Raw genomic sequence first — 21,763 nt, 5'->3', positions numbered from 1 at the left:
TTACACCACCCGTTCTGTCGAGAATTGCCGCTGGATAGCAGCAAGATTGCGCCGGCGAATCCAGCCGCTGGCCAGACGAATCACCAGCCAGTACGGGGTGAAGAGCATTTTGCTGCGCGTGGTGGTGCAATACACAAAGGTTTCGGTGCGCAGCGTGCGCATGCCTTGTGGATGTTCGATGACCTGAAAACGCAGCACCAGTTTCGCCGCGCTTGGATCATCCAGCGCCTTGAAGGCTTGAGCATCAGCGATATGGCCAGTCTTCAGGTCCGGGCGCCAGAAGCGTCCCGCCAGACCCAGAGACACTTCTGTCGGGGTGCGTTCCAGTAGCGTGAAAGCGTCAAAACCGAAGGGTGCGGTTTGCGGCTGCGAAGCTCCGCCAGCCAATCTTTGCATTATTTTCCCCGGCAACTCGCGCAGGGATAACAGCGAATCGACGATGCGGTCTTCACGCATGTCCAACGCGCAAACGGCGGCGATGATGTCCTCGGACTGCGCACGGATCGCACCCGACTCATGCCGCTCGTGAAACTGGAACAGCGGCAGAAAAGGCGAAGGATATTCCCACGTCAGATTGGCCTGGCGGCCGATGATACCCAGTGCGTTGCAGAATTTTCGCTTCATGAAACAGCTGTCCCGTGATCAGACGATTTGAACCAAGGCGTGGCACCTTTGAGGTCGATCCGAGGATCGCCGCAAGGGTGCCATATCATGCCGTTGCGTAGCGGTCAGGCCTGTAAACGCTCACTCGGAGCCAGGGCCGGTTCGTCCGCCAGAACGGTTTTCTCCGGCACTTCGCAAGGTGCCACAGCGGTCGTGAGCCGCAGATCGACCTTCAACGCGCCCCACGACAGCCCGGCGCCGAAACCGCACAGCACAACGTGCTCGGCCTGCGGCGTGCCGATCGCGGCATGGCGCGACAACACGATCGGAATCGAGGTGGAGCTGGTGTTGCCGACGCCATCGATGTCGACCGGCATCTTTTCCGCCGCCACGCCAATCATCCGTCGCAGGTAATTGAGCATGAACGCGTTCGCCTGGTGCAGTACCAGCAAGTCCAGCGCAGCAGGACTTGATCCCGTGGCCTCAAGCAAAGCCTTGACGGTCTGCGGGACCCGGCTCAGGGCAAAATTCATCACCGCCGTGCCATCCATCTGCAAACGCTGGATGGTCGCGCAATCGTGGCTGCCCGCCTCCCGCGCGTAGGTGATGTCGGACTGCAGCGCCGCGCCGCCGCTGCCATCGGCGCCGCAGATGAACTCGAACTTGCCTGCACCCGGCTCCAGCAAGGTTGCCGACGCAGCGTCACCAAACAGCATCTTCACGTGGCGGTCGCGTTCGTCGAGGATTCGCGTGGTCACGTCCCCGGTGCACAGGAGGATTTTCCTGCAGGCCCCGGATGAAATCAGCGCGCCCGCCTGAACCAGCGCAGAGATATAGCCGGAGCAACCTGCAGCCACATTCAGTACCAGGCAATGCTGCGGCAGACCGAGGGCCTGCTGCACCATGAAGCCGACGCCGGGCACCCACGAATCGGGCGTCTGGGTCACCACGATCAGGCCGTCGATTTCCTGTGGCGCCGCATGCCCTTGATCGAGCAGGTTGCGGCACGCGGCGATGATCAGATCGGAGGTGTGCAGGGTTCTGGTTTCGCGGATCGACTGGATGCCGGTGCTCTTGGTGATGCGCGCAACTTCCTTGGCACCGAACAGTTCGGCAAAGTCCTCTTCAGTCACACGACGCTCGGGCAGCGCCGCCGTGACCGCCCGAATTGCGACGCCCTCAATGGTCAGCAGACTCATGCGGCGACCTCGATTTTCCGGTCGATCAGATCGAACAGATCCTGCACCGTGACTACACCGTCGATCTCCTCGCCCGACACGTTCACACCGGTTTGTTCGAACACCAGGGCGACAATCCCGATTCGCGCCATCGAGTCCCAGTTATCGCTGTTTTCCAGCCGCGTCTCACCGTGCAGTTCAGCCACCGGGATGAGCAGGATTTCAGCGATGCTTGCACGCATTTTTACCAGATCAACCATTGGTCATTTCCTTATAACGTGATGAGTAAAGCGGTCTCACGACTGGGCGAGAGCGCCGGGGTGACGCATTTTCTTGAAGCGGCTGGTGTACAGCGGAGTCTCGGCGATGGAGACCACCCGCGGCAGTTGTTCCTGCGCCAATACGCCGCGAACGTGTGCATACAAGCGGACCTTCAACGCGTCCAGGCTTTCCGGCTCGAACAGCGTGAAACGCGCGGCGACGATTTGCCCGAGCAGTGGGTTGGGCTGCGCGTAAACGACCACATCTGCGACGTTTTCCAGGCCCATCAGCACACTTTCCACGTGCGACGGAAAGACCTTTTTGCCACCGACATTGATCAGATCGACCGCCCGCCCCGTGACCCGGAAATAGCCCTCGTGCTCCTCGACCAGATCATGGGTGATCAGGTAGCCGTCGCTCGCCAGGTCACCAGCGCTGGCCAGGTAGCCAAGCATGTTGGTTGCGCCGCGCACGTGCAAAATGCCGTCGACCACCCGCAGGCTGTAGTTCGGGTCTTCGATCTTCATCCACGTGCTGTCGCCGGCCTTGCTGCGGCACGGCAGCACGCCGATTTCCGACATCCCGTACAACTGCTGCAATTGCACCTGCGGCATGACATTGGCAATGCGCTGGATGGATTCCGGCGAACTCGGTTCGGAGCCGAAATAGATGCGCTGCAGACTGCTCGTGTCCCACTTCTGGAAGACCCCGGTGATCGTTGCCAGGTTCAGTAGCGTCGGCGAGACGTGCAGGGTTTGTACGTTGAACGATTCGATACAGCGCCCGACCTCTTGCGGCGAGCGCTCCTTGGGCAGGATCAGCGTGCCATGGGTTGCCAGCGCCTGCAGAACCGTGACCAGCCCACCGATGTGATCGAATAGCAGAAACGCCAGAATCGCGCCGCAGTGTTCGGCACTCAGGTAGCGCTCGAAGAACGGCGCAATGCTGTGCACCACGCCTTTGGCAGGACCTGTCGAGCCTGAAGAAAACACAATGAAGCCGGCCTGACGCCGCGACAGCAGTCCGTCTACGGTCGGTGGCACGACAGGGTTGGCGTGCTGGACAAGCGCAAACTCCGGCGTCCCGCCAATGACGGAAAACCTCGCGCCCGCCGCGCCCGCCAACTGCGCGAGCTGTTCCTCGCCCTTGGGCACAGACAACGCCACCACGTTGTTGTGCAGCCACAACGCGAACAGCATGCAGACGCTGTTGAAGCTGTAGTTGTCGACCAGCAGCACGCAGGAATCGCTGACGGATTTTGCCGTCAGCTCCGCGCTGTACGCGGTTATTTGCGCGTGCAACTGGTCATAGGTAAAGCGGCCCTCATCGCTGACGATTGCCAGTTGGCTGCCAGCGTTTTTCAGATGAGCCAAAAATGCTGCTACTTGCATACCCAACCCCTCGATCGGTCAAACGGCCTGAACGGGCGCTTGCGCCGCAGACAACCGGTCCATGATGTAGGCGATCAGCGTGCCCAGTGTGGCAAACGGCGTGGCGGTTTCGGGCAGGTCGGTGGTATCGGCCAGACGCACCTCAACGCCCAGCTGGCTGCGCAGTTTTTCCTCGACATCGACAATGATCGAGACCAGGGTCAGGGAATCGATGCTGCCGTCCACGCCGTAAAGGCGGCTGTCTTCGCCACGGGACAAATCGATCGGGGTGCACAGCAACAGATCCTGTTGCCGAACGGCTGACTCGGTCAGCGCTTTGACTTGATTGAACATTCCAACATTCCTTTATTGGCTGATGCAGGTCCCTGCGTTCACTACGCTTGAGACAATGGCGGCTGCGCTTTCTGGTGATCGGCCAGCGCCGTGCGCATGTCGACGAATATCCCGCTCTTGATGCCGTAGGCATCGGGCGCGTCAATCACCGCCAGCATGTCCTTCGCGCGTTGTGCAGGCGACACCATGTAACCGGGCGCCAGGGCTCGTTGCTGCAGCGACTTGAGGTCGGCGAAGTCGGCAGTGCGCTGACTGAAGCTCACCTGCCGGGACAGACCGGTATCGACGTTGCACAGACCGAGCACCGCGAAGAAGACCTGCGGATTTTCCTCGGCGTAAACACCGCCCAATGCCGCCAGCGCGGCTTTCGACAGGCTGTATGGCAGCGTGCCCGCGCGAAAGCGTACGCCCGCCATCGAGGCTGACAGCACGCATGTCGTCGGGCGTCGGGAAGACGACAGCACGAGGTCAAGCATGGCTTTATTGGCCAGCACGTTGACGTTGAGCACATGCTGCAGCTCATCCAGCGAGAATTCCGCAGCACGCCCTGGTACGTTGCCGCTGACCCCGGCATTCAGGAAAACCCTGTCGACGCCCTGTTCCAGAACGCTGGCAAAGTTGTCCTCGAACAGCTCGTCCATCGCGCTCGGCCGGGACAGATCGAACGGCCGAAAATGGAAGTCCGGATAGTCCATCAGGCCATAGGGCTGACGACGCGAAGTGCCGAAAACCGTATGCCCGTTTTGCAAATGCAGCAGCGCCAGCGCCTCGCCGATGCCGCTGCTCACGCCCGTGATAAACACCCGGTGGCTGGCCTTTTCGCGAACACCTGCAGTGGGGTTACGCTTTACGGTGTGCATCAGAATTTACCGGCCGAAAAGCCGCCATCGACCGGCATCACGGTGCCGGTGACAAACGAAGACGCGTCACTCAGCAGCCAGAGAATGGCGGCGGAAATCTCGCCAGGGTTGGCGAAGCGCTTCATCGCCGTCACTTGCAGCTTGTGCCGGGTGGACTCCGGGTTGGCTTTCAGGCGTTCTTCCGAGTTCATGCCGCCCAATGTCGGCCCGGGGCATACGGCGTTGACGCGAATCGAATGCCGCTCAGGCAGGGCTTCTTCAGCGCATTCAATCGCGCAGACCTGAGTCAGCATGTTCAGCGCAGCCTTGCTGGTGGAATAGGCGCTTTGTTTAGCAACCCCGAGTAGACCGGCGCAGGACGAGACGTTGACGATCGAACCGCCGGCGTGTTTGGAGATCAGGTTGGTTTCGTGCTTGAGCAACAGCAGCGGGCCCAGCAGATTGATCTCCAGTACGCGCTTCCAGTCAGCGAAATCCAGGTCGCGAATCGGCGCGTGTTTTGAGGTGACGCCGGCATTGTTGACGGCCAGATCGAGTCGACCGTGCCTGTCGTTGATGAGGCGGAACAGCTCGACCACCGAGGCTTCGTCGGTGACGTCGCTGCGGATGAACGTGCAGTTTTCGCCGAGACGACTTTGCGCGGTCAGGCCATCATCTTCGTTGCGGCCGGTGATGTAACAGATGCAGCCGGCTTCGATCAGCTTCTGGCTGACATCAAAGCCGATCCCACGTGTGCCCCCGACAACGAGAGCGATCTTGGCGGTGAAATTCATTTCAGGTTTTCCTCGTAGTGCTGTTGGAGTTGTTCTGGCCGGCGGTAGGCAGGATTGACGCAGCAATACACGCGCTCGGCCATGGGCTCTTTTTTGTCGCGGAAACAAAACGCGTCGCCACGGCATCGGTTGAGCTGATCCGCTCGCCCCGCCAGTTGCTTGGCGACGAAGTCGCTGTCGGCGAGCATGGCGCGGCCGAACCCGACGAAATCGGCATCGCCACTGGCGATGATTTCATCGGCTTGCGCCACGTCCGCGACCGAACCGGTAAAGCCCAGCGGAATCCGCACGAAACGCTTCAGATAGCGGCAGCCTTCCCGCGACATGGCCAGGGCTTGCCCGGTATTTTTGAAAAAGAAACGGAAGGTCTCGCTGATGCCCAGCGAACAGGTAATCGCTGCGACCCCACTGGCCTCCAGCGCGGCGACGACGTCACCCAACAGCGCGGCGTGCTGGCCCTCTGCACCGAGGCCGTCATCCATGCCCAGGCGCACAGTGACCGCGACCTTGTGATCGGTGGCCTGGCGGATCCCGTCGACAATCGAAAGCAACAGCCTGGCGCGCTTGAGCGGCGTGCCGCCCCAGTCATCCACGCGCCGATTGGTCTTTGGCGAAAGGAAGCTGCTGATCAAATAACCGTTGGACGCCTGTAGCTGGATCAACGTGGCGCCGGCCTGTTGCGCATAGCGGGCGGCGACACAGAACTGCTCGATGCAGCGCTGGATCTGTGCCTCGCTCATCGCCACCGCCCGTGCCTCGGGGTACGCGCTGAGGATGGTCGGCGACGCGATGGCGCTGGGGGTCAGAATGATTCCCTGCTTCGACGGCAGTGACTGCGGCCCGTAATGCTGCAATTGCACGCCCAACGGGAAGCCACGCGCCCGCGCTGCTTCAAACAGCGGCCGCAGGGCCTGCGCGTGGGCCGCGGAGGTCAGGCGCAGACCACGGCTGTTGTAGCGTGCATCAGCGTCGACGCTGGCATTGCCGAGAAAACCAAACCCGGCGCCGCCGTCCATCAAAGCTTGATAGACCGAGAAAAACGCCGGTTGCGGGAAGCCGTGTTCGTCACACAGATCCATGCCGAGCGAGGAAAAATACAGTCGATTCTTCGCCACTGCCTGCGTGCCGAAATGCAGTGTTTGGGTGGCCGCCTGGAAAGTGGGGTTTGCCACGATCATTGCTGCAAGGCCGCAAGGGCCGGCTCATCGAGGTGGACAAAGCCGCGTTTGATCATGTCGCTGATCACTTGCAAGACCTTGAAATCTACCTCGGCGAATTGCCACGAAGAATGCTTGCCCTGCCCGACGCGGCGGATGCCGGCGGTAAAACTCAATTTGCCTTCATAGACGATGTGCAGAGTGACCGGCTCGGACATATCCGCCGTTGTCGTCACGCAACCGCTCTTGCCCAGGCCCAATAGCTGCACCGCAACCTTGCGCCCCTGCGCGTCGCTGATCGTGCAGGTCAGCTTCAACGGTTGCAGCGGTGCAAACCAGTCGTTGCAGTAGATGAAGATATTGCGGGTCTTTTCGAACAGCGGCATGTCGATCACGGTGGCTTTGGTGTCGACGGTGGCGAACAGGGTCTGGCGTTGATAGAACGCAACGCGCAGATGGATTTTCTTCGGCGACGTGGCATCGCTCGGGGTCATGTTGTCGACCACCAGTTCGATCGGATACATCAGCTCTGCGTAAGCGAAAAAACTCGCGTTCAGCTCATTGACGCTGACGGTGACAGCGCCGCGCGCATGGTCGGTGTGGTGATACAGATGGTGATAAACCGCTTGCCGCGCCGCCTCGATGAACATCGTCCCCGGCACATGTTCGTGCGCCTTGCGATAGAAGAAATAATTGTCGGCGTTATTGATGAAGCGGAACGAACTGGCGCGGCGGATCGCCGGAATCGATTCGCACAGCGCGGCCACGCTGGTTTCCAGGCTGTCGCTGAGGATTCCAGCGGCCTCCAGCTGTGCGGCGACGATCTGGTACGGCAGCGCCCTCAGTCGATTCCATTCATCGTCGGCACCCATTCGGCTGTTTTTCTGCAGCTGCGGCGCAATCTCGAAGCGGCGTGGCTGGTTGGCGCCTGCAGCGTAATTGCCTACCAACGGGTTATGCCCGTTGGCCTCGATCAGTGTTTCGTTCATATACAGCGGCAGCGCGTCTCTGGGGGCGCCAATCAAAACGTCGTCAGCCGAACCTTTGTGCAGGAGGTCGGGCGCAATGCTGTCGTTATTCATCGTTATCAGCTCATCTCGGTAGTTGTTGTATTTGTTGTTCTGCGGGGCTGGCGTAGCCTTCGGTCAAGAGGCTTCCATCACGTCACGCTCTTCCTCGCTCAGTTGCCTGGCGATGACGGTGGATGGCTGCCATGACTCGACACCGTGAATGACCGGCTTGTCCGCCAGAATCTGTTCGATGAGTTCTTTCTCGCGCAGACGCGCCGCCGCGATCGAGCGCTGCTTGACGTGGCCGTAGCCGCGAATCGAATCCGGCAGATTTGCCCAGGCGACGAACGCCGACAGATTCTCCGAGTTCAATTTCGGCAACAGGCGTTGCAGGGTTTGCTCGTAGTCATTGAGCAAGCGACGCTCTTCGCGGCGCTCGGCAGAGAAGCCCAGCGGATCGAACCGGGTGTTGCGCAACACCCGGCCCTTGGCCAGGACCTTCAACAGCGGCAGGATCCAGCCGGAAAACGCGATCTTTTTCGGCTCGCCGGTGCTCGCCTGGTTCTTGCGCAGCAGCGGCAAGGCAAAGTGGAATTTCAGACGAATGCCGCCGTCGAAGCGGGCCTTCAGCGAGTCGGTGAAACTGCGCGTGGTGAGCAGCCGTGCAACCTCGTACTCGTCCTTGTAAGCCATCAGCTTGAAGAGGTTGCGTGCCACTTCCTGGGTCAGCGCGCTGTCATCACCGGCCGCCGGCAGCGCTCGCAGTTGCTCGATGACCTTGCGGTAACGCGCCGCATACGTTGCATTCTGGTAGCCGCTGAGGAATTCGCTGCGATGGTTGATCAGTTGTTCGAGGCTTTCGCGGCGGCCGCGCATGTCGCTGATGTCGCGGATCGCAATTGTCGACACGGCAGCCACGGGTTGCTCCAGGTAAGGCGCGACAAAAGCCGAATCCTGCGCCCACAACCGGCCCCAGGCGAAAGCCAAATGGTTGGTCGCGGCGCTGCCGGCCAGATCAATGGCTTTTTTCAGCGCCGGCAGCGACACCGGTATCGTGCCCTTCTGCCACGCGTAACCGAGCAACAGCATGTTGGCTTGCATCGGGCTGACCAGACTGTTCGCCAACTCACCGGCATCCAGGCTGTGGAACTGTTCGGCGCCGACCTTTTGCTTCAGAAACGTTTGAATCGCGTCGGTTTCTATACCCAGTCCGGTATTGCGCAGCATTGCGCCAGTCTGGGTCAGAGCACTGTTGGCGATGACCACGGTTTTGTCCGGTCGCAGCGTTGCCAGCGCATCGTCTTCACTGGCCACCACCAGATCGGCAGCAAGCAGCAGGTCGGCACCGCCGATGTCGATGCGGTGCTGGTGCAACGCATCGGCGTCACCGGCCAGACGTATGTGGCTCAATACGGCGCCGCCCTTTTGCGCAAAACCGGTAAAGTCGAGCACGCTGACCGCGCGTCCGTCGAGGTGAGCGGCCATGGCAATCGCCCGCGCCACGGTCACCACACCGGTGCCGCCAACACCCACCAGCAGCATTTCATACGGCAGGTCGAGCGAACGCGCTACGTGCGGCAGCGCCAGCGCTTCGGCCCGCGCCAGCACCTGGGCGCTGTCGGCGAGTTTGCGCGGCCGTTGCCGCGGCTTGCCGGTCACCGTCACAAAGCTTGGGCAGAAGCCCTTGATGCACGACAGATCGGTGTTGCACGAATGCGGATCGATGCGACGCTTGGCGCCGAACGGCGTTTGCACCGGGATCACCGACAGGCAGTTGGATTTGACCTGGCAGTCGCCGCAACCTTCACAGACAGCTTCGTTGATGACCACTTCAGTCTTCACCAGCGGGGCCGGCAATTGCTTCTTGCGTCGACGACCCTCGACGGCGCAGACCTGATCGAAAATCAGCACGCTGACGCCACGGGTGTCGCGCAGTTGCAACTGCACTTCTTCGAGCTTTTCACGGTGAAAGACTTCGATGCCCTGGGGCAGACTGTCATGCGCCTGATAACGCTGCAGGTCGTCCGCCACCACCACGATTCGTTGCGCGCCTTCGGCCTTGAGCAGCTCAACGGCTTTCTTCACCGTGAGCTTGCCGTCGATCGGCTGGCCACCGGTCATGGCAACGGCGTCGTTGTAGAGCAGCTTGTAGGTGATGGTCGCACCGGCCGCGATGGCCTGACGCACCGCGAGGAATCCGGAGTGAAAAAAGGTCCCGTCGCCGATGTTCTGGAAGATGTGCGGGGTCTGCACGAACGGTGCCTGGCCCAGCCAGTCGACCCCTTCTCCGCCCATCTGCACGCTGCCTGTAGTCGAACGCTCAGGCATGCGCGCGGCCATTGCATGGCAACCGATACCGAGCCGCGCTTCACTGCCCTTGGGCACCTGAGTGGAGGTGTTGTGCGGGCAACCGGAACACAGGTAAGGCGTGCGCCGGATCCAGTCGTCCACCCGCGAGACGCTGGGCAGGCGCCAGAAATCGGGAACACCGAGATCAATGCCCAGACCTTGCAGACGCTGATTGAGCAGTGCGGCGATGCGCGACGGTCGCAGCTCTTCGTGATCCGAGATCAGCGGTTGGCCGTATTCGTCGGTCTTGCCGATGATCACCGCACGCTGGTCATGCGCCGCGTTGTAGTACTTCTGTTTGAGCTGTTCTTCGACGATCGCCTGCTTCTCTTCGATGATCAGTACTTTGCCGGCGCGCAGGGTCCAGGCCTCCAGAACAGGAGACAGCGGATAGACCAGGTTGATCTTGAGCAGCGCAACGCCGGCGTTTTCCAGTTGTTCGAGGGAGATGCCACATTGCTGCAAGGCCTGGCGCACATCGCCATACGCCTTGCCCACCGCGCCGATCACTAACGTTGGCCGGGCGGGCGCGGTGACCGCGGTATCGATCGGGTTCGCCAGGGCAAAGGCGCGGGCGGCGTCGAATTTGAACGCGGTCCGGCGCTCGATCTGCATGCCCGGCAGGTCCGGCCAGCGCCAATGCAGACCGTCCGGTCCCGGATTGATCTCGGGGGTGACGAACTCGGGTAGCGGGATCGATTCAACGGAGGCCGTCGCCTCGACGGTTTCGGTGATAGCCTTGAACCCCACCCACAATCCCGAAACGCGCGACAGCGCCCACCCCCACAGACCGCAGCGCTCGTAGTCATCAAGGCCTGCCGGATGAATCACCGGCAAACCCCAGGCGATCAGCGTGCGGTCGGATTGATGCGACATCGATGACGACACGCAACCGTGATCGTCGCCAGTGACCACCAGAACACCACCGTTGGGCGAGGAGCCATAGGAACTGCCGTGCTTGATCGCGTCACCGGAGCGGTCGACCCCGGGCCCCTTGCCGTACCACATGCCGAATACGCCGTCATACAGACGCTGCGGATCACTTTCGACGCGCTGCGTGCCGATCAGGGCCGTGGCTGCCAGATCTTCATTGATCGCGGGCAGAAAACGGATATTCGCACTCGCCAGAACAGCCTTGGCCTTGACCAGTTCGCGGTCGACACCACCCAGCGGTGAACCCCGGTAGCCACTGACGAACCCCGCCGTGCGAATGCCGTTGGATCGATCCAGTTCGGCCTGCGACAGCAGCAACCTCACCAGCGCCTGCTGACCACTCAAAAAGATCCGCTCGTTGGGCAGTGCGTGTTCCCGGCAGTACATCGAGCGACTGTCATACCGCTCGATTCGCGACAATGTCGCCTGAGCCTCAGCAGTCGCGAGTTTGTCCGGTTGCAGGCGTTGACGCGCTGAATCAATGGAATCCAAGTACACAGTTTCAAGTCCTTATGAAAACTTCAGATTTAATGTGCTTATTTGCGCACTACAGCAGAGGTTGCATCGAAACGTACGATCACGACTCGACGAAGATCCGGGAGATATCAGCACTTGGTTAGCGCACACATAAAACGCACTCGCACGGCTCCGCGACTTATTGAGAGCCGATCAATTTGTTTGTATGTTCGTTAAAAGGCGCGACACTAATCCAAGTACAAAACTTCAAATCCTTATGAAATCTTTACTTTAAAAGCTGTACTTATCTTGATAGCGAGTACAACTTAAGACTGAAAACCTGAGCAGTGTGACGGATTGACAAGCACATGAATGCTCGCCTCGATCAGACTGATTTGAAGTCGTCGTTAAGAACCGTTCAAAAACGCGTTACCTGCGGTTTGGCAAGCAAACAATCCGCAAAGGGGTTTTCGATTTTTCAAGAAGATAAACTCGTCTGAACCCGCGGTTTCCCGGGACCCTATCGAGTGACTGCCGTGAATTTGGCGACGCAATAATGACGCCGGAATTTCAGCCGACGCATGATCTTGCGCCACGCTGAAACCTATATAGGGAGCGCGCTGAAAGCGTAGAGATTCCGATCCAATGGAGTCCAGATACAAAGTTTCAATTCCTTGTGAAAACTTCTCGCGACCATCCTGGTCGCTTTATTACAGCCGTTATATACAGCCAGCATCTCGGGTGAAAAATAGTAGATTCGGAGCCTTCAGCTTGTCAATCGTTGTAACAAACATTTAATCACAGGTCGCACACTATGAACTATCCAGTTCACGCAACTGCCTGGTGTAATACGGGCATTTCGAGCTTTGCATTATCGACCACCCGCACACTCGCCGATGACATATGAATGAATCTCCAATTAAAAACTTCGCCCATCGCCAGCGATTATCGAGTTATCGCGCAATGGCTCGGCAATATCACACGCTGACTTCCAAGACCAAAGTATAACTTTACCCAACCAGATAATTGGCGAAGCGCCTTTGTCCGCAAAGCAATCCCAAGGCGCCTGACACTCTTCAGCGCAAGGCCTTTTACGCCCATCAAAAGACGTTAATCGAAAATCGCCACCCGAAAGTGCCAGTGGTGTGACAGGAACTCAGCCCTTATCCTTGTCGCCCCCGCCGTACCGTTGTCAGGAGTAACCCCCATGCCCCATGAAGGCAATCTGTTGCAAGCCGCCGTCGTGTTTCTGTTCGCGGCCGTGCTCACCGTGCCTTTGGCCAAACGTCTGCAATTGGGCGCCGTGCTCGGTTATCTGTTTGCCGGCGTGATTATCGGCCCGTCGGTGTTGGGCCTGATCGGCAATCCGCAAAGCGTCGCGCATATTTCCGAACTGGGCGTGGTGTTGCTGCTGTTCATCATTGGTCTTGAGCTGTCGCCGCGACGCTTGTGGGTGATGCGCAAATCGGTGTTCGGCGTCGGTCTGGCGCAGGTGTTGCTGACGGCTTCGGTGATTGGCGTGCTGGCCCTGTCGGTGTTTGGCCAACCGTTGAACAGTGCGATTGTGCTTGGCCTTGGTCTGGCGCTGTCCTCGACGGCATTCGGCCTGCAAAGTCTGGCCGAGCGCAAGGAACTGACCAGCCCCCACGGGCGGCTGGCGTTTGCGATTTTGCTGTTCCAGGACATCGCGGCGATACCGCTGATTGCGCTGGTGCCGATGCTTGCCGGTGGTGCTCAGGACACCAGCAATGCCGAGGGCCTGAATCACGCCTTGCAAGTGCTCGGCGGTATCGCCGTGGTCGTGGTCGGTGGGCGCTATCTGTTGCGTCCGGTGTTCCGCGTGGTGGCGAAAACCGGTTTGCCGGAAGTGTCGACGGCCACGGCGTTGCTGGTGGTGATCGGCACGGCGTGGTTGATGGATCTGGTCGGTGTGTCGATGGCGCTGGGGGCGTTCCTCGCCGGTTTGCTGTTGGCGGATTCGGAATATCGCCATGAACTGGAAGCGCAGATCGAGCCGTTCAAAGGTCTGCTGCTCGGGCTGTTTTTCATTAGCGTGGGCATGGGCGCTAACCTCAGCTTGCTGCTGAGTGCGCCGATCACCGTTTTGGGGCTGACGCTGCTGTTGATCGGGCTGAAGCTTCCGCTGCTGTTTGTCGTCGGGCGTCTGGCGGGTGGCTTGAACAAGGTCAGTGCAATACGCCTCGGTATCGTCTTGGCGGCCGGTGGTGAATTCGCCTTTGTGGTGTTCAAGATCGGTCGCGATCAGGGCCTGTTCGAACCACGCCTGTATGACTTGCTGGTGCTGACCATCACGCTGTCGATGGCGGTGACGCCGTTGTTGCTGTTGCTCTGCGCGCGGCTGGTCAGCCCGAAAGTGCAGCCGGTGGAAGTGCCGGAAAAATACCGTGAGATCGACACCGACACCCCTCGGGTGGTGATCGCCGGCATGGGCCGGATGGGCCAGATCGTCGCGCGGATTCTGCGTGCGCAGAACATCAAATTCGTCGCGCTGGACACCTCGGTGGAAACCATCGAACTGTCGCGCAGTTTCGGCGGTGTGCCGGTGTTCTACGGCGACCCGATGCGTCCGGAAATCCTCAATGCGGCCAAGGTCGGCGAGGCGGAATATTTCGTGATTGCCACGGATGATCCGGAGACCAACATCAAGACTGCCGAGGTGGTGCGCAAGCTGTATCCGCACATGAAGATCATCGCCCGGGCGCGTAACCGTCAGCACGTACACCGCTTGGTTGACGTTGGCGCGGAGGCGATTCGTGAAACGTATTACTCAAGTCTGGAGATGAGCCGGCGCACCTTGGTCGGCCTCGGTTTGACCCAGGCCCAGGCCGATGCGCGGATCAAGCGCTTCAAGCATCACGACGAACAGGTGCTGGAGGCACAGCACGCGATCTACGACGACGCCGCCAAAGTCCTGCAAACCGCCCAGGAAGCCCGGGCGGAACTGGCGCGGTTGTTCGAATCCGACCAACTCGAAGAAGAATCCCGCAAATCCTGAGCCTTGCCAGAAACCAAATGTAGGAGTGAGCCTGCTCGCGATGGCGGTGTGTCAGTCGACTTATTCATTACTGACAGATTGCTATCGCGAGCAGGCTCACTCCTACAGGGGATCTTTGTCAGGCCGGCTCTAGCGTGCGCTCCTGCTTGACCGGGGCTGCTGCAAACCGATCCGCCAGAAACGGCGTGATGTCCAGCGGCAGCGGTTCATCGTTGACCAGCTTATCCAGCAGCACGCCAGTAATCGCCGAGGTCAGAATCCCGGTGCGGAAATGCCCGCAGGCATTCAAATACCCTTCCACCCCACGCATCGGCCCGAGAATCGGCAATTCATCCGGCGAGCCCGGACGCAGCCCCGCCCACGTGCGCTTCAGATTGACATCCTTGAGCTCCGGCAGGCAGCGCACCGCGCCCTGCACCAACCCGGCGATTTCCGGGTAGGTGGTGGTGACGTCGAAGCCTTTGTCTTCGGTGGTGCTGCCGATCAGGATCTCGCCATTGTCCTTTTGCGCCACGTAGCAGTCGCTGGTGGTCAGGCAGCCGTTGAGGATTTTCGGCATGCGCTCGGTCAGCAGGATCTGGCCTTTCACCGGCTTCACCGGAATGCGAATGCCCGTGGCCCATTCACTCAAGTCCGCCGCCCAGGCACCACCGGCATTGATCAGCGTCTTGCAGTGGAACACGCCCTCCTCGGCCGTTTGCACACCGGTGACGCGGCTGCCGTGATGCAACACGCCGGTGACGTTGGTGTTGACGAAGATGTCGACGCCGTTCTGCCGCGCGCCTTCCATGTAGGCATCGGCGAGGCGGAACGGGCTGACCTGATGGTCGCAGAGAAACTCCAGCGCCCCGCGTGCTTCATGGCTGACGCTCGGCTCAGCCTCGCGCAGCGCCGCCTGATCGAGCCAGCGCACCTGATCGGCCAGGTGTGGGATGCAGCCGACGATGTGCTCGGCGTAGAGCCGGTCTTCGTCGTCGTAGATGACGAATTTCAGCCCGGTCTTTTCGAACTTGAAATCCATGCCGTGGTTGTCTTTCAGCTCACGGTGCAACGCCGGGTACAACGCGTTGGACTGCAGGGCAAAATCGAAAAACGACTCCGGCAGGATATGCGGCGTGCTCGCGTCCACCGCCACCGCCGCGCCTTGGGTTTCGCGCTTGCGGTTGGCTGACATCATGCGGAAGAAAATCACCCCGCAGCCGAGGCCGACCGACTCGCCGATCGCCCACAAACCACCGGCCGAAGCACGCGTCGCGTTGCCCGGTCGCTTGGCATCGATCAGCGCGACCTTGAGGTTTTTGCGTTTGGACAATTGATAGGCGCAGGACGCCCCGATCACGCCGCCACCGGCAATGACCACGTCATAGAACTTACTCATGGGCAGCGGCCTCCGTGCCGACAGACTGGAACGCAGAAAAAGGAATCGGATCGATCGGGAAACGCGGGCGCAGCCAACCGACGTCCTTGCGCCCGGTAGCCTGGCGCAGTCGATCGCTGCAATAGCCGACGCACATGCGCCCCTGGCAATCGCCCATGCTCACCCGGGTGCGCATTTTCAGGCTGGCGATGTCTTGCACGCCCTGCTCCAGCGCCAGGTCGATGTCGGCACGGGTCGCGTGTTCACAGCGACAGATCACCGTGTCGGCGGCGGGCAATGCAGTCTGGCCGACGCCGCGTTCGGTGTAGCGATCCACGGCAGCGCGGAAACGCACGATGGCTTTGAGTTTGCTCAGGTAGCGGTCGCGGCGCACGCGAGCCAGTTCCTCTTCAAGCACACCGCGTTGCAGCAGAATCGAGGTCGCCGCGATCTTGCCGGCAAGCATCGCCGCCTCACCGCCGCGAATCCCGCCCATGTCGCCGGCCAGATGCACGTGCGGTTCGTTGCTTTGCTGCCAGACATTGGCGTTGGCGCGCAGGTAACCGTCGTCGCTGAAGCCGTGATCCAGGCCCATCTGCTGACTCAGTTGCGTGCGCGGAATAAAGCCGTAACCGACCGCGAGGGTCTTGGCTTCGAAACGCTCGACGCGGCTCATGTCCGGTTCCCAAGTGGCCGAATATGGCGCGACGCTGACGCTTTTCAGCTCGCCCTCGCCATGAGCCTCAACCACGCCCCAGCCGTAGTTCATCGAGATACCGTGCAGTTTCAGGTAGGCGAGCATGCTCAAACCGTCGAGAAACAGCTGCGGTTTATTAAGCAGCGCCAGACTTTCACGGGCGATCTTGCCGAACGCACAGGCCTCATACACGCCCGCAACGCTGACGCCCGCGGCATGCAGTTGTGTCGCCACCAGCGGCAGCAGCGGCCCGGTGCCGGCGATAATCACCGGCCCTTGCGGCTTGACCACGCCACTTTTGATTTGCAGTTGCAGACCGCCGAGCATGATCACCCCCGGCAAGGTCCAGCCGGGAAACGGCACGCTGCGTTCGTGGCAACCGGCGGCCAACAGCAATTGCGGGTACTCAATTTCGTGCAGTTGCTCGTCGCCATCCAGCACCACCAAGGCGCGGGTGCCTTCGGCGCCGACCACGCGATGGTTGAGGCGCACGTCGATCAGCCCGGCCTGCTCCTGAAAATCACCGTGCAGTTTGCCCAGCGCTTCGGAGTAACGCGGGCCGAGATAATCCAGTTGCACGCCGTCACGCAGCGGCCCGCGATAGACCACACCGCCAAGCCGTGAAGCTTCTTCGAGCAAGGTGCAGCGCACGCCGTGGCGCGCCAGTTCGATGGCCGCCGCCATCCCCGCCGGGCCGCCGCCGACGATGACCGGTTGCAGGTTCATACGACCACCTCCTGCGCGGTGATGCGGTTGACCTGGGTTTCGATGTGCATGCCGTCACGCACCACGGTCTGGCAGGCACGGCGTTTGTGCCGGCCGTTGATTTTCACCAGGCAGCACTGGCACACGCCCATGCCGCAATAGGCGCCGGTGATCTGGTCGTGATCGTTGCGGGCAATCTGGCGTACGCCGAGTGATTGAATAACGCTGAGGACGGTTTCGCCGATGGCGGCGGTGACCGCTTGACCGTTGATGTGGACTGTCATATCCGCCTGTGCCAACGGCTGGATATCGAAAGTTCTTTCTTGGCAGTGCATTGCGATGTTCATCCGTGAAGGTTCGGTTGAGGTGGTGTCAGCTCCTTGCTGCACTACAGCGTGTCGACGCGTTTATTGTTGCGGTGATTGGGGCGTCGACGCGTACTCCGTCAGCGCAACAAGGTGCGCGTGAAGCACTGTAGTTCATACCTCAGCAAAGGCCGGGATCATTTACGTTAGGCGATCTCGCCGCTCGAAATATTGATCCAGGCCAGTGAAAGCGGTTGGATTGTCCAACGATCAATTGGAGAAGACGAACTGCCCTTTGATCTTTTTTGCGCCGATGAAGCCCAAGTCCGGGAACAGCAGGGATTTGATCCAGGCGGCATAGAACACCATGGCCAAAATGAACGCCACGCCGAGCAGAGTCGACACGGGCTCTTCACTGAAGCCGTAAAATTCACGAGGAATCTGGCTGATCGTGAAGGTGACATAGATTGTGTAAACCAGCGCGATCCCCTTGTAAAAGCCCCACGCAAACACGAGCGGAATAACGCCAATGATCAACACCATGGTCAATGCCATAGCGATGCCGCCGTCATTGATTTGAAGAAGCCCGGCTATCCCCCCGAGAAGTCCCCAGATACCCATCAGCGCGACCAGTATGTTGACTTTAACGGCGTGTCGTTTTCTCAGGGCGGGATCCGGATGCGCCCCGATCCAGCCCGCCAGCACTCGATCCTTGACCTTGCCACCCGAAAGCGCCTTGAAAGTTTCGGTTCTGGAATGCCCGCTATCGAGCATTTCGACGACTTTTCGTTTGATTGCTTGCTTGTTCAACGTATTCATCCTTAAACGTGTGCGCAACGGCCGCCCCGTTGCCGACGCGGATTCTCCCCTTGTTGCCCGCCAGAAAGCAAAAAGCCGCTTCCACCCGAAGGTCGAAGCGGCCGAGGCATGGGCCTCAATGGAGCATTCAGTGCACGAACAGGGCGATCAGGATGATGATCGGGATCGGTACGCCTAGGAAAAACAGCAGTAGTGAGCGCATGGTCATGCTCCTTGTTTAACGGACTGGAGTGGTCGTGGTGTAGGTGTCGACTTCAACGTACTCGACGGCATCCCGACGACGACCGCCATAGGTAGCGGCGAGGCTGGCGAAGAACGCACCGGCCAGCAGCGAGATGAACATCCACAGCGAGGTCCAGGCAGCGACTTTCGCAGCGGTGTCGGCGGCTTGTTGAGCTTTCAGCTTGGCGTCGGCCAGGGCTTTCTGAGTGCGGGCGTAGATCTCATCGACGCGGCGCTCGGCATCGGCCTGAGTCAGGTTGGTCCGTTGGGCGACCAGTTGCGCCAGGTAGGTTCGGTCTTCGGCGCTCAGCTGACCATTGGCCAGACTTTGCGCAAAGATACGGGCCACGGCGCCATGCGCGGCGTCATCGCTGACCGAAGCTGGACGGTCATCGCGGAACAGGCTGTCGATGTAGTAACCGTACTGGTTGCTGTCGGTGTTCGCTGCAGCAGAGCCGGCCGCTTGGGTCATCGCGCTGGCAGCACCGCCAGCCACACTGGCACCGGCCTGCACACCACCACTGATGACGCTGCTGACCGAACCGACCACCAGCACTGCGGTAACCAACGTAGCCACACACCAGGCAAGGAAGCCGTGCGCGGTGTCGCGGAAATACACCTCGTCACCGTGCATGTTCGCCCACTTCACCCGCAGGCGACCGGCGATGTAACCACCCATGCCGGAAGCGATGATTTGCGTCGCCGCCAGCCAGACTATCGTTGAAATGCCCAGGCCCTTGGCGCTGACGCCCTCTCCGGCCCACGGTGAAACGGCAGAGAAACCCAAACCGAAACCGAGCAGGACCAGAATCATCGACAGTGCAGCGGCAGCCGCCGCACCGGCGAAGATCGCGCCCCAGGAGACGCCCGAAACGCTGCTCGACTCTTCAACGGCGGGATAAAACCCATCAGGGGATCTATTCATTTTTGTTCTGCTCCAGGCATGAAAAATGGTGTTACAACTCGTCATCAGAGGAATTGCAGTGACCGTGCCAGTCGCGAGAATTAAATAAGTCGTTTAATTTCAAGCTGTTATAAAGAATGAACTTCCTAAAACCTTGCAAATTGCAACAAGGGCCGGATAACAGCGGGTTTTATGCATTGGCCTCGAATACCCATCGCGCTCGAAATCTGCGTTTGTGACAGGTGAACATGAAAGTTAATTTAAAGCGTCAGCGGATTTTCTTGGCAAAATGCTGCCATTCCGTTTGAACCGATCAGCAGGTCTGCCTATGACTCGTATCTTGACCATCGAAGACGACGCCGTGACCGCGCGGGAAATCGTCGCCGAACTGAGCAGCCACGGACTCGACGTCGACTGGGTCGACAATGGCCGCGAAGGCCTCGACCGCGCCGTGAGCGGCAACTACGACCTGATCACCCTCGACCGCATGTTGCCCGAACTCGATGGCCTGGCCATCGTCACCACCCTGCGCACCATGGGCGTGGCCACACCGATTCTGATGATCAGCGCCCTCTCCGATGTCGATGAACGCGTACGCGGCTTGCGCGCTGGCGGTGATGATTACCTGACCAAACCGTTCGCCACCGACGAGATGGCCGCACGGGTCGAAGTGTTGCTGCGCCGACAGAACAGCGGCGCGACTCAGGCGACAACCTTGCAGGTGGCCGACCTGGAACTCGACTTGATCAGCCACGAAGCGCGCCGTGCCGAACAGGTGCTGACGCTATTGCCGACCGAATACAAGTTGCTCGAATTCCTCATGCGCAACAGCGGCCAGATCCTTTCGCGGATGATGATTTTCGAAGAGGTCTGGGGTTATCACTTCGACCCCGGCACCAACCTGATCGACGTGCACATTGGCCGTCTGCGCAAGAAGATCGACGCCGCCGGCCATGTGCCGCTGATCCGCACGGTACGGGGCTCGGGTTATGTCATTGCCGAACCCGTCTGACGGCTGGCGCTCCTCCAGCAGCCGTTTGCTGGCGCTGTACAGTTCGCTGTTCGTGGCCTGGAGCGCGATCCTCATGGGAGTCATGTATTACGAGGTCTCCGGCTACCTCGACAACCTCGCCAAACACTCGCTGATGCAACGTCAGCACCTGTTTTCGCACTTTCGCGGTGAGCAACTGGAAGACGCGCTCGCCGCCAGCATGACTTTCGATATTCGCGGCATCGACGCTTATGGCTTGTTCGATGCTGACGGCGTTTACCTCAGCGGCGCGTTGCAGCAGATCCCCGAAGGCCTGCCGCTGGACGGCAAGATCCACATGCTCGCCGAATGCGCCGACTCCGACGACCCGACCCTGCCCAATGACAGCTGCGACGCGGTCGCCACGCAAACCCGCGATGGCCGCTGGCTGGTGTTGCTGCGCGACAACGGTTCGCTGTTCGCCGTGACGCGGATCATTTTGCATGCGTTGTTCTGGGGAGTGTCGCTGACAATTCTGCCGGGCATTGCCGGCTGGCATTTGCTGCGCCGTCGGCCGTTGCGGCGCATCCGGGCGATTCAGGACAGCGCCCAGGCAATTGTTGCCGGCGACCTGACCCACCGTTTGCCCCTGTCCAATCGCCGCGATGAACTGGACATGCTCGCCGCGATCGTCAACGCCATGCTCGAACGCATCGAGCGTTTGATGAATGAAGTCAAAGGCGTCTGCGACAACATCGCCCATGATTTGCGCACCCCGCTGACGCGCCTGCGCGCGCAGTTGTATCGCATGCAGCAGCAGGCTGGCGAAGGCTCGCAGGAAGCGGCGCAGCTGGATCTGGTGCTGGCGGAAGCGGATACGCTGATGGCGCGCTTTCGCGGGTTGTTGCGGATTTCCGAACTGGAGGATCGTCAGCGGCGCTCGGGTTTTGTCGAACTCGACCCGGTGCAACTGCTGGAAGAACTGCATGAGTTTTATCTGCCACTGGCCGAGGAAGGCGAGCTGCGTTTCGACTTGAACATGCCGGAAACATTACCGGCGCTGAACGGTGATCGGGCATTGCTGTTCGAGGCATTGGCGAATCTGCTCAGCAACTCGATCAAGTTCACCCCGGTCGGCGGCACGGTGATGTTGCGTGGGGTGAACGCGGGTGGGCAGACGCGGATTGAAGTGCACGACTCAGGGCCGGGGATTCCCGAGACTGAACGTGAGGCGGTGTTCCAGCGCTTTTATCGTGCCGAGGGTGGGCAGCCGCAGGGTGGCTTTGGCCTTGGATTATCGATTGTCGCGGCGATTGTCAGCTTGCATGGCTTCAGTCTTGAAGTCGGCAGCAGTGATCTGGGTGGGGCGAAACTGGTGCTCGATTGCCGGCAGAGCCTGATCGAGAATTCCTGATTCCCGACATGATCGTTCCCACGCTCTGCGTGTGAATGCCTCAAGGGACG

The 21,763-nt window shown here is 60.2% G+C and carries 19 protein-coding genes; 4 read left to right on the top strand and 15 right to left on the bottom strand.

Going from position 1 to position 21,763, the window contains the following annotated elements; genetic code table 11:
• From CKW17_RS00910 to CKW17_RS00865, 10 genes are all read right to left on the bottom strand, one after another.
• Window positions 1–624: a hypothetical protein gene (locus CKW17_RS00910; protein ID WP_095118294.1), complete on the bottom strand. Its 624-nt coding sequence runs from the start codon at window positions 622–624 to the stop codon at window positions 1–3.
• A gap of 104 nt (window positions 625–728) precedes the next feature.
• A complete protein-coding gene (locus tag CKW17_RS00905) occupies window positions 729–1,802 on the bottom strand; it encodes a ketoacyl-ACP synthase III (protein WP_095118293.1) in 1,074 nt (357 codons plus the stop codon).
• The gene (locus CKW17_RS00900) at window positions 1,799–2,041 is read right to left on the bottom strand and encodes an acyl carrier protein (protein WP_095118292.1); all 243 of its coding nucleotides are present in this window, start codon (window positions 2,039–2,041) and stop codon (window positions 1,799–1,801) included. Before CKW17_RS00900 ends, CKW17_RS00905 begins: the two co-directional genes overlap by 4 nt.
• A 36-nt stretch (window positions 2,042–2,077) precedes the next feature.
• On the bottom strand, window positions 2,078–3,433 hold the full coding sequence (locus tag CKW17_RS00895; protein WP_095118291.1) for a class I adenylate-forming enzyme family protein: 1,356 nt from the start codon (window positions 3,431–3,433) through the stop codon (window positions 2,078–2,080).
• An 18-nt stretch (window positions 3,434–3,451) separates the two neighbouring features.
• Window positions 3,452–3,766, bottom strand: coding sequence for a hypothetical protein (locus CKW17_RS00890; protein WP_095118290.1), 315 nt, complete (start codon window positions 3,764–3,766; stop codon window positions 3,452–3,454).
• Between the two features lie 41 nt (window positions 3,767–3,807).
• Window positions 3,808–4,626: an SDR family oxidoreductase gene (locus tag CKW17_RS00885; RefSeq protein ID WP_095118289.1), complete on the bottom strand. Its 819-nt coding sequence runs from the start codon at window positions 4,624–4,626 to the stop codon at window positions 3,808–3,810.
• Window positions 4,626–5,399, bottom strand: a complete 774-nt coding sequence (locus CKW17_RS00880; protein WP_095118288.1) for an SDR family NAD(P)-dependent oxidoreductase — start codon at window positions 5,397–5,399, stop codon at window positions 4,626–4,628. Before CKW17_RS00880 ends, CKW17_RS00885 begins: the two co-directional genes overlap by 1 nt.
• Entirely contained in the window at window positions 5,396–6,577 is a 1,182-nt protein-coding gene (locus tag CKW17_RS00875) for an NADH:flavin oxidoreductase (RefSeq protein ID WP_095118287.1), read from the bottom strand. Before CKW17_RS00875 ends, CKW17_RS00880 begins: the two co-directional genes overlap by 4 nt.
• The gene (locus CKW17_RS00870) at window positions 6,574–7,638 is read right to left on the bottom strand and encodes an AfsA-related hotdog domain-containing protein (RefSeq protein ID WP_095118286.1); all 1,065 of its coding nucleotides are present in this window, start codon (window positions 7,636–7,638) and stop codon (window positions 6,574–6,576) included. Before CKW17_RS00870 ends, CKW17_RS00875 begins: the two co-directional genes overlap by 4 nt.
• Before the next feature lie 63 nt (window positions 7,639–7,701).
• On the bottom strand, window positions 7,702–11,346 hold the full coding sequence (locus tag CKW17_RS00865; RefSeq protein ID WP_095118285.1) for an indolepyruvate ferredoxin oxidoreductase family protein: 3,645 nt from the start codon (window positions 11,344–11,346) through the stop codon (window positions 7,702–7,704).
• 1,165 nt (window positions 11,347–12,511) lie between these two features.
• On the opposite strand from CKW17_RS00865, the gene CKW17_RS00860 reads away from it, so the two are divergent.
• Complete coding sequence (locus CKW17_RS00860) at window positions 12,512–14,320, top strand: monovalent cation:proton antiporter-2 (CPA2) family protein (protein ID WP_095118284.1); 1,809 nt, start codon at window positions 12,512–12,514, stop codon at window positions 14,318–14,320.
• A 118-nt stretch (window positions 14,321–14,438) separates the two neighbouring features.
• Here the strand turns inward: CKW17_RS00860 and hcnC are convergent, their stop codons facing one another.
• The 4 genes from hcnC to CKW17_RS00840 form a co-directional block, all read right to left on the bottom strand.
• Window positions 14,439–15,698 (bottom strand): cyanide-forming glycine dehydrogenase subunit HcnC, encoded by a 1,260-nt coding sequence (gene hcnC / locus CKW17_RS00855; protein ID WP_095118283.1) that lies wholly within the window; start codon window positions 15,696–15,698, stop codon window positions 14,439–14,441.
• Window positions 15,691–17,100 (bottom strand): cyanide-forming glycine dehydrogenase subunit HcnB, encoded by a 1,410-nt coding sequence (gene hcnB / locus CKW17_RS00850; RefSeq protein ID WP_095118282.1) that lies wholly within the window; start codon window positions 17,098–17,100, stop codon window positions 15,691–15,693. Before hcnB ends, hcnC begins: the two co-directional genes overlap by 8 nt.
• Window positions 17,097–17,414: a cyanide-forming glycine dehydrogenase subunit HcnA gene (gene hcnA / locus CKW17_RS00845; protein ID WP_095119005.1), complete on the bottom strand. Its 318-nt coding sequence runs from the start codon at window positions 17,412–17,414 to the stop codon at window positions 17,097–17,099. Before hcnA ends, hcnB begins: the two co-directional genes overlap by 4 nt.
• 240 nt (window positions 17,415–17,654) lie before the next feature.
• Window positions 17,655–18,203, bottom strand: coding sequence for a hypothetical protein (locus CKW17_RS00840; RefSeq protein WP_371850945.1), 549 nt, complete (start codon window positions 18,201–18,203; stop codon window positions 17,655–17,657).
• Between CKW17_RS00840 and CKW17_RS29495 the strand changes: the two genes are divergently transcribed.
• Complete coding sequence (locus CKW17_RS29495; RefSeq protein ID WP_141234538.1) at window positions 18,187–18,381, top strand: hypothetical protein; 195 nt, start codon at window positions 18,187–18,189, stop codon at window positions 18,379–18,381. The two genes, CKW17_RS00840 and CKW17_RS29495, sit on opposite strands and share 17 nt — an antisense overlap.
• A 39-nt stretch (window positions 18,382–18,420) precedes the next feature.
• On the opposite strand, the gene CKW17_RS00835 is transcribed toward CKW17_RS29495, so the two are convergent.
• A complete protein-coding gene (locus CKW17_RS00835; protein WP_007914999.1) occupies window positions 18,421–19,350 on the bottom strand; it encodes a membrane protein in 930 nt (309 codons plus the stop codon).
• A gap of 307 nt (window positions 19,351–19,657) precedes the next feature.
• Between CKW17_RS00835 and CKW17_RS00830 the strand changes: the two genes are divergently transcribed.
• Both CKW17_RS00830 and CKW17_RS00825 read left to right on the top strand, forming a co-directional pair.
• Window positions 19,658–20,341, top strand: a complete 684-nt coding sequence (locus CKW17_RS00830) for a response regulator transcription factor (protein WP_095118280.1) — start codon at window positions 19,658–19,660, stop codon at window positions 20,339–20,341.
• On the top strand, window positions 20,319–21,713 hold the full coding sequence (locus CKW17_RS00825) for a HAMP domain-containing sensor histidine kinase (protein ID WP_095118279.1): 1,395 nt from the start codon (window positions 20,319–20,321) through the stop codon (window positions 21,711–21,713). Before CKW17_RS00830 ends, CKW17_RS00825 begins: the two co-directional genes overlap by 23 nt.
• Window positions 21,714–21,763: the final 50 nt, after the last annotated feature.

Source organism: Pseudomonas sp. Irchel s3f10 (assembly GCF_900187515.1).
Taxonomy (GTDB): domain Bacteria; phylum Pseudomonadota; class Gammaproteobacteria; order Pseudomonadales; family Pseudomonadaceae; genus Aquipseudomonas; species Aquipseudomonas tensinigenes.
This window is presented reverse-complemented; position numbering and strand designations above follow the sequence as displayed.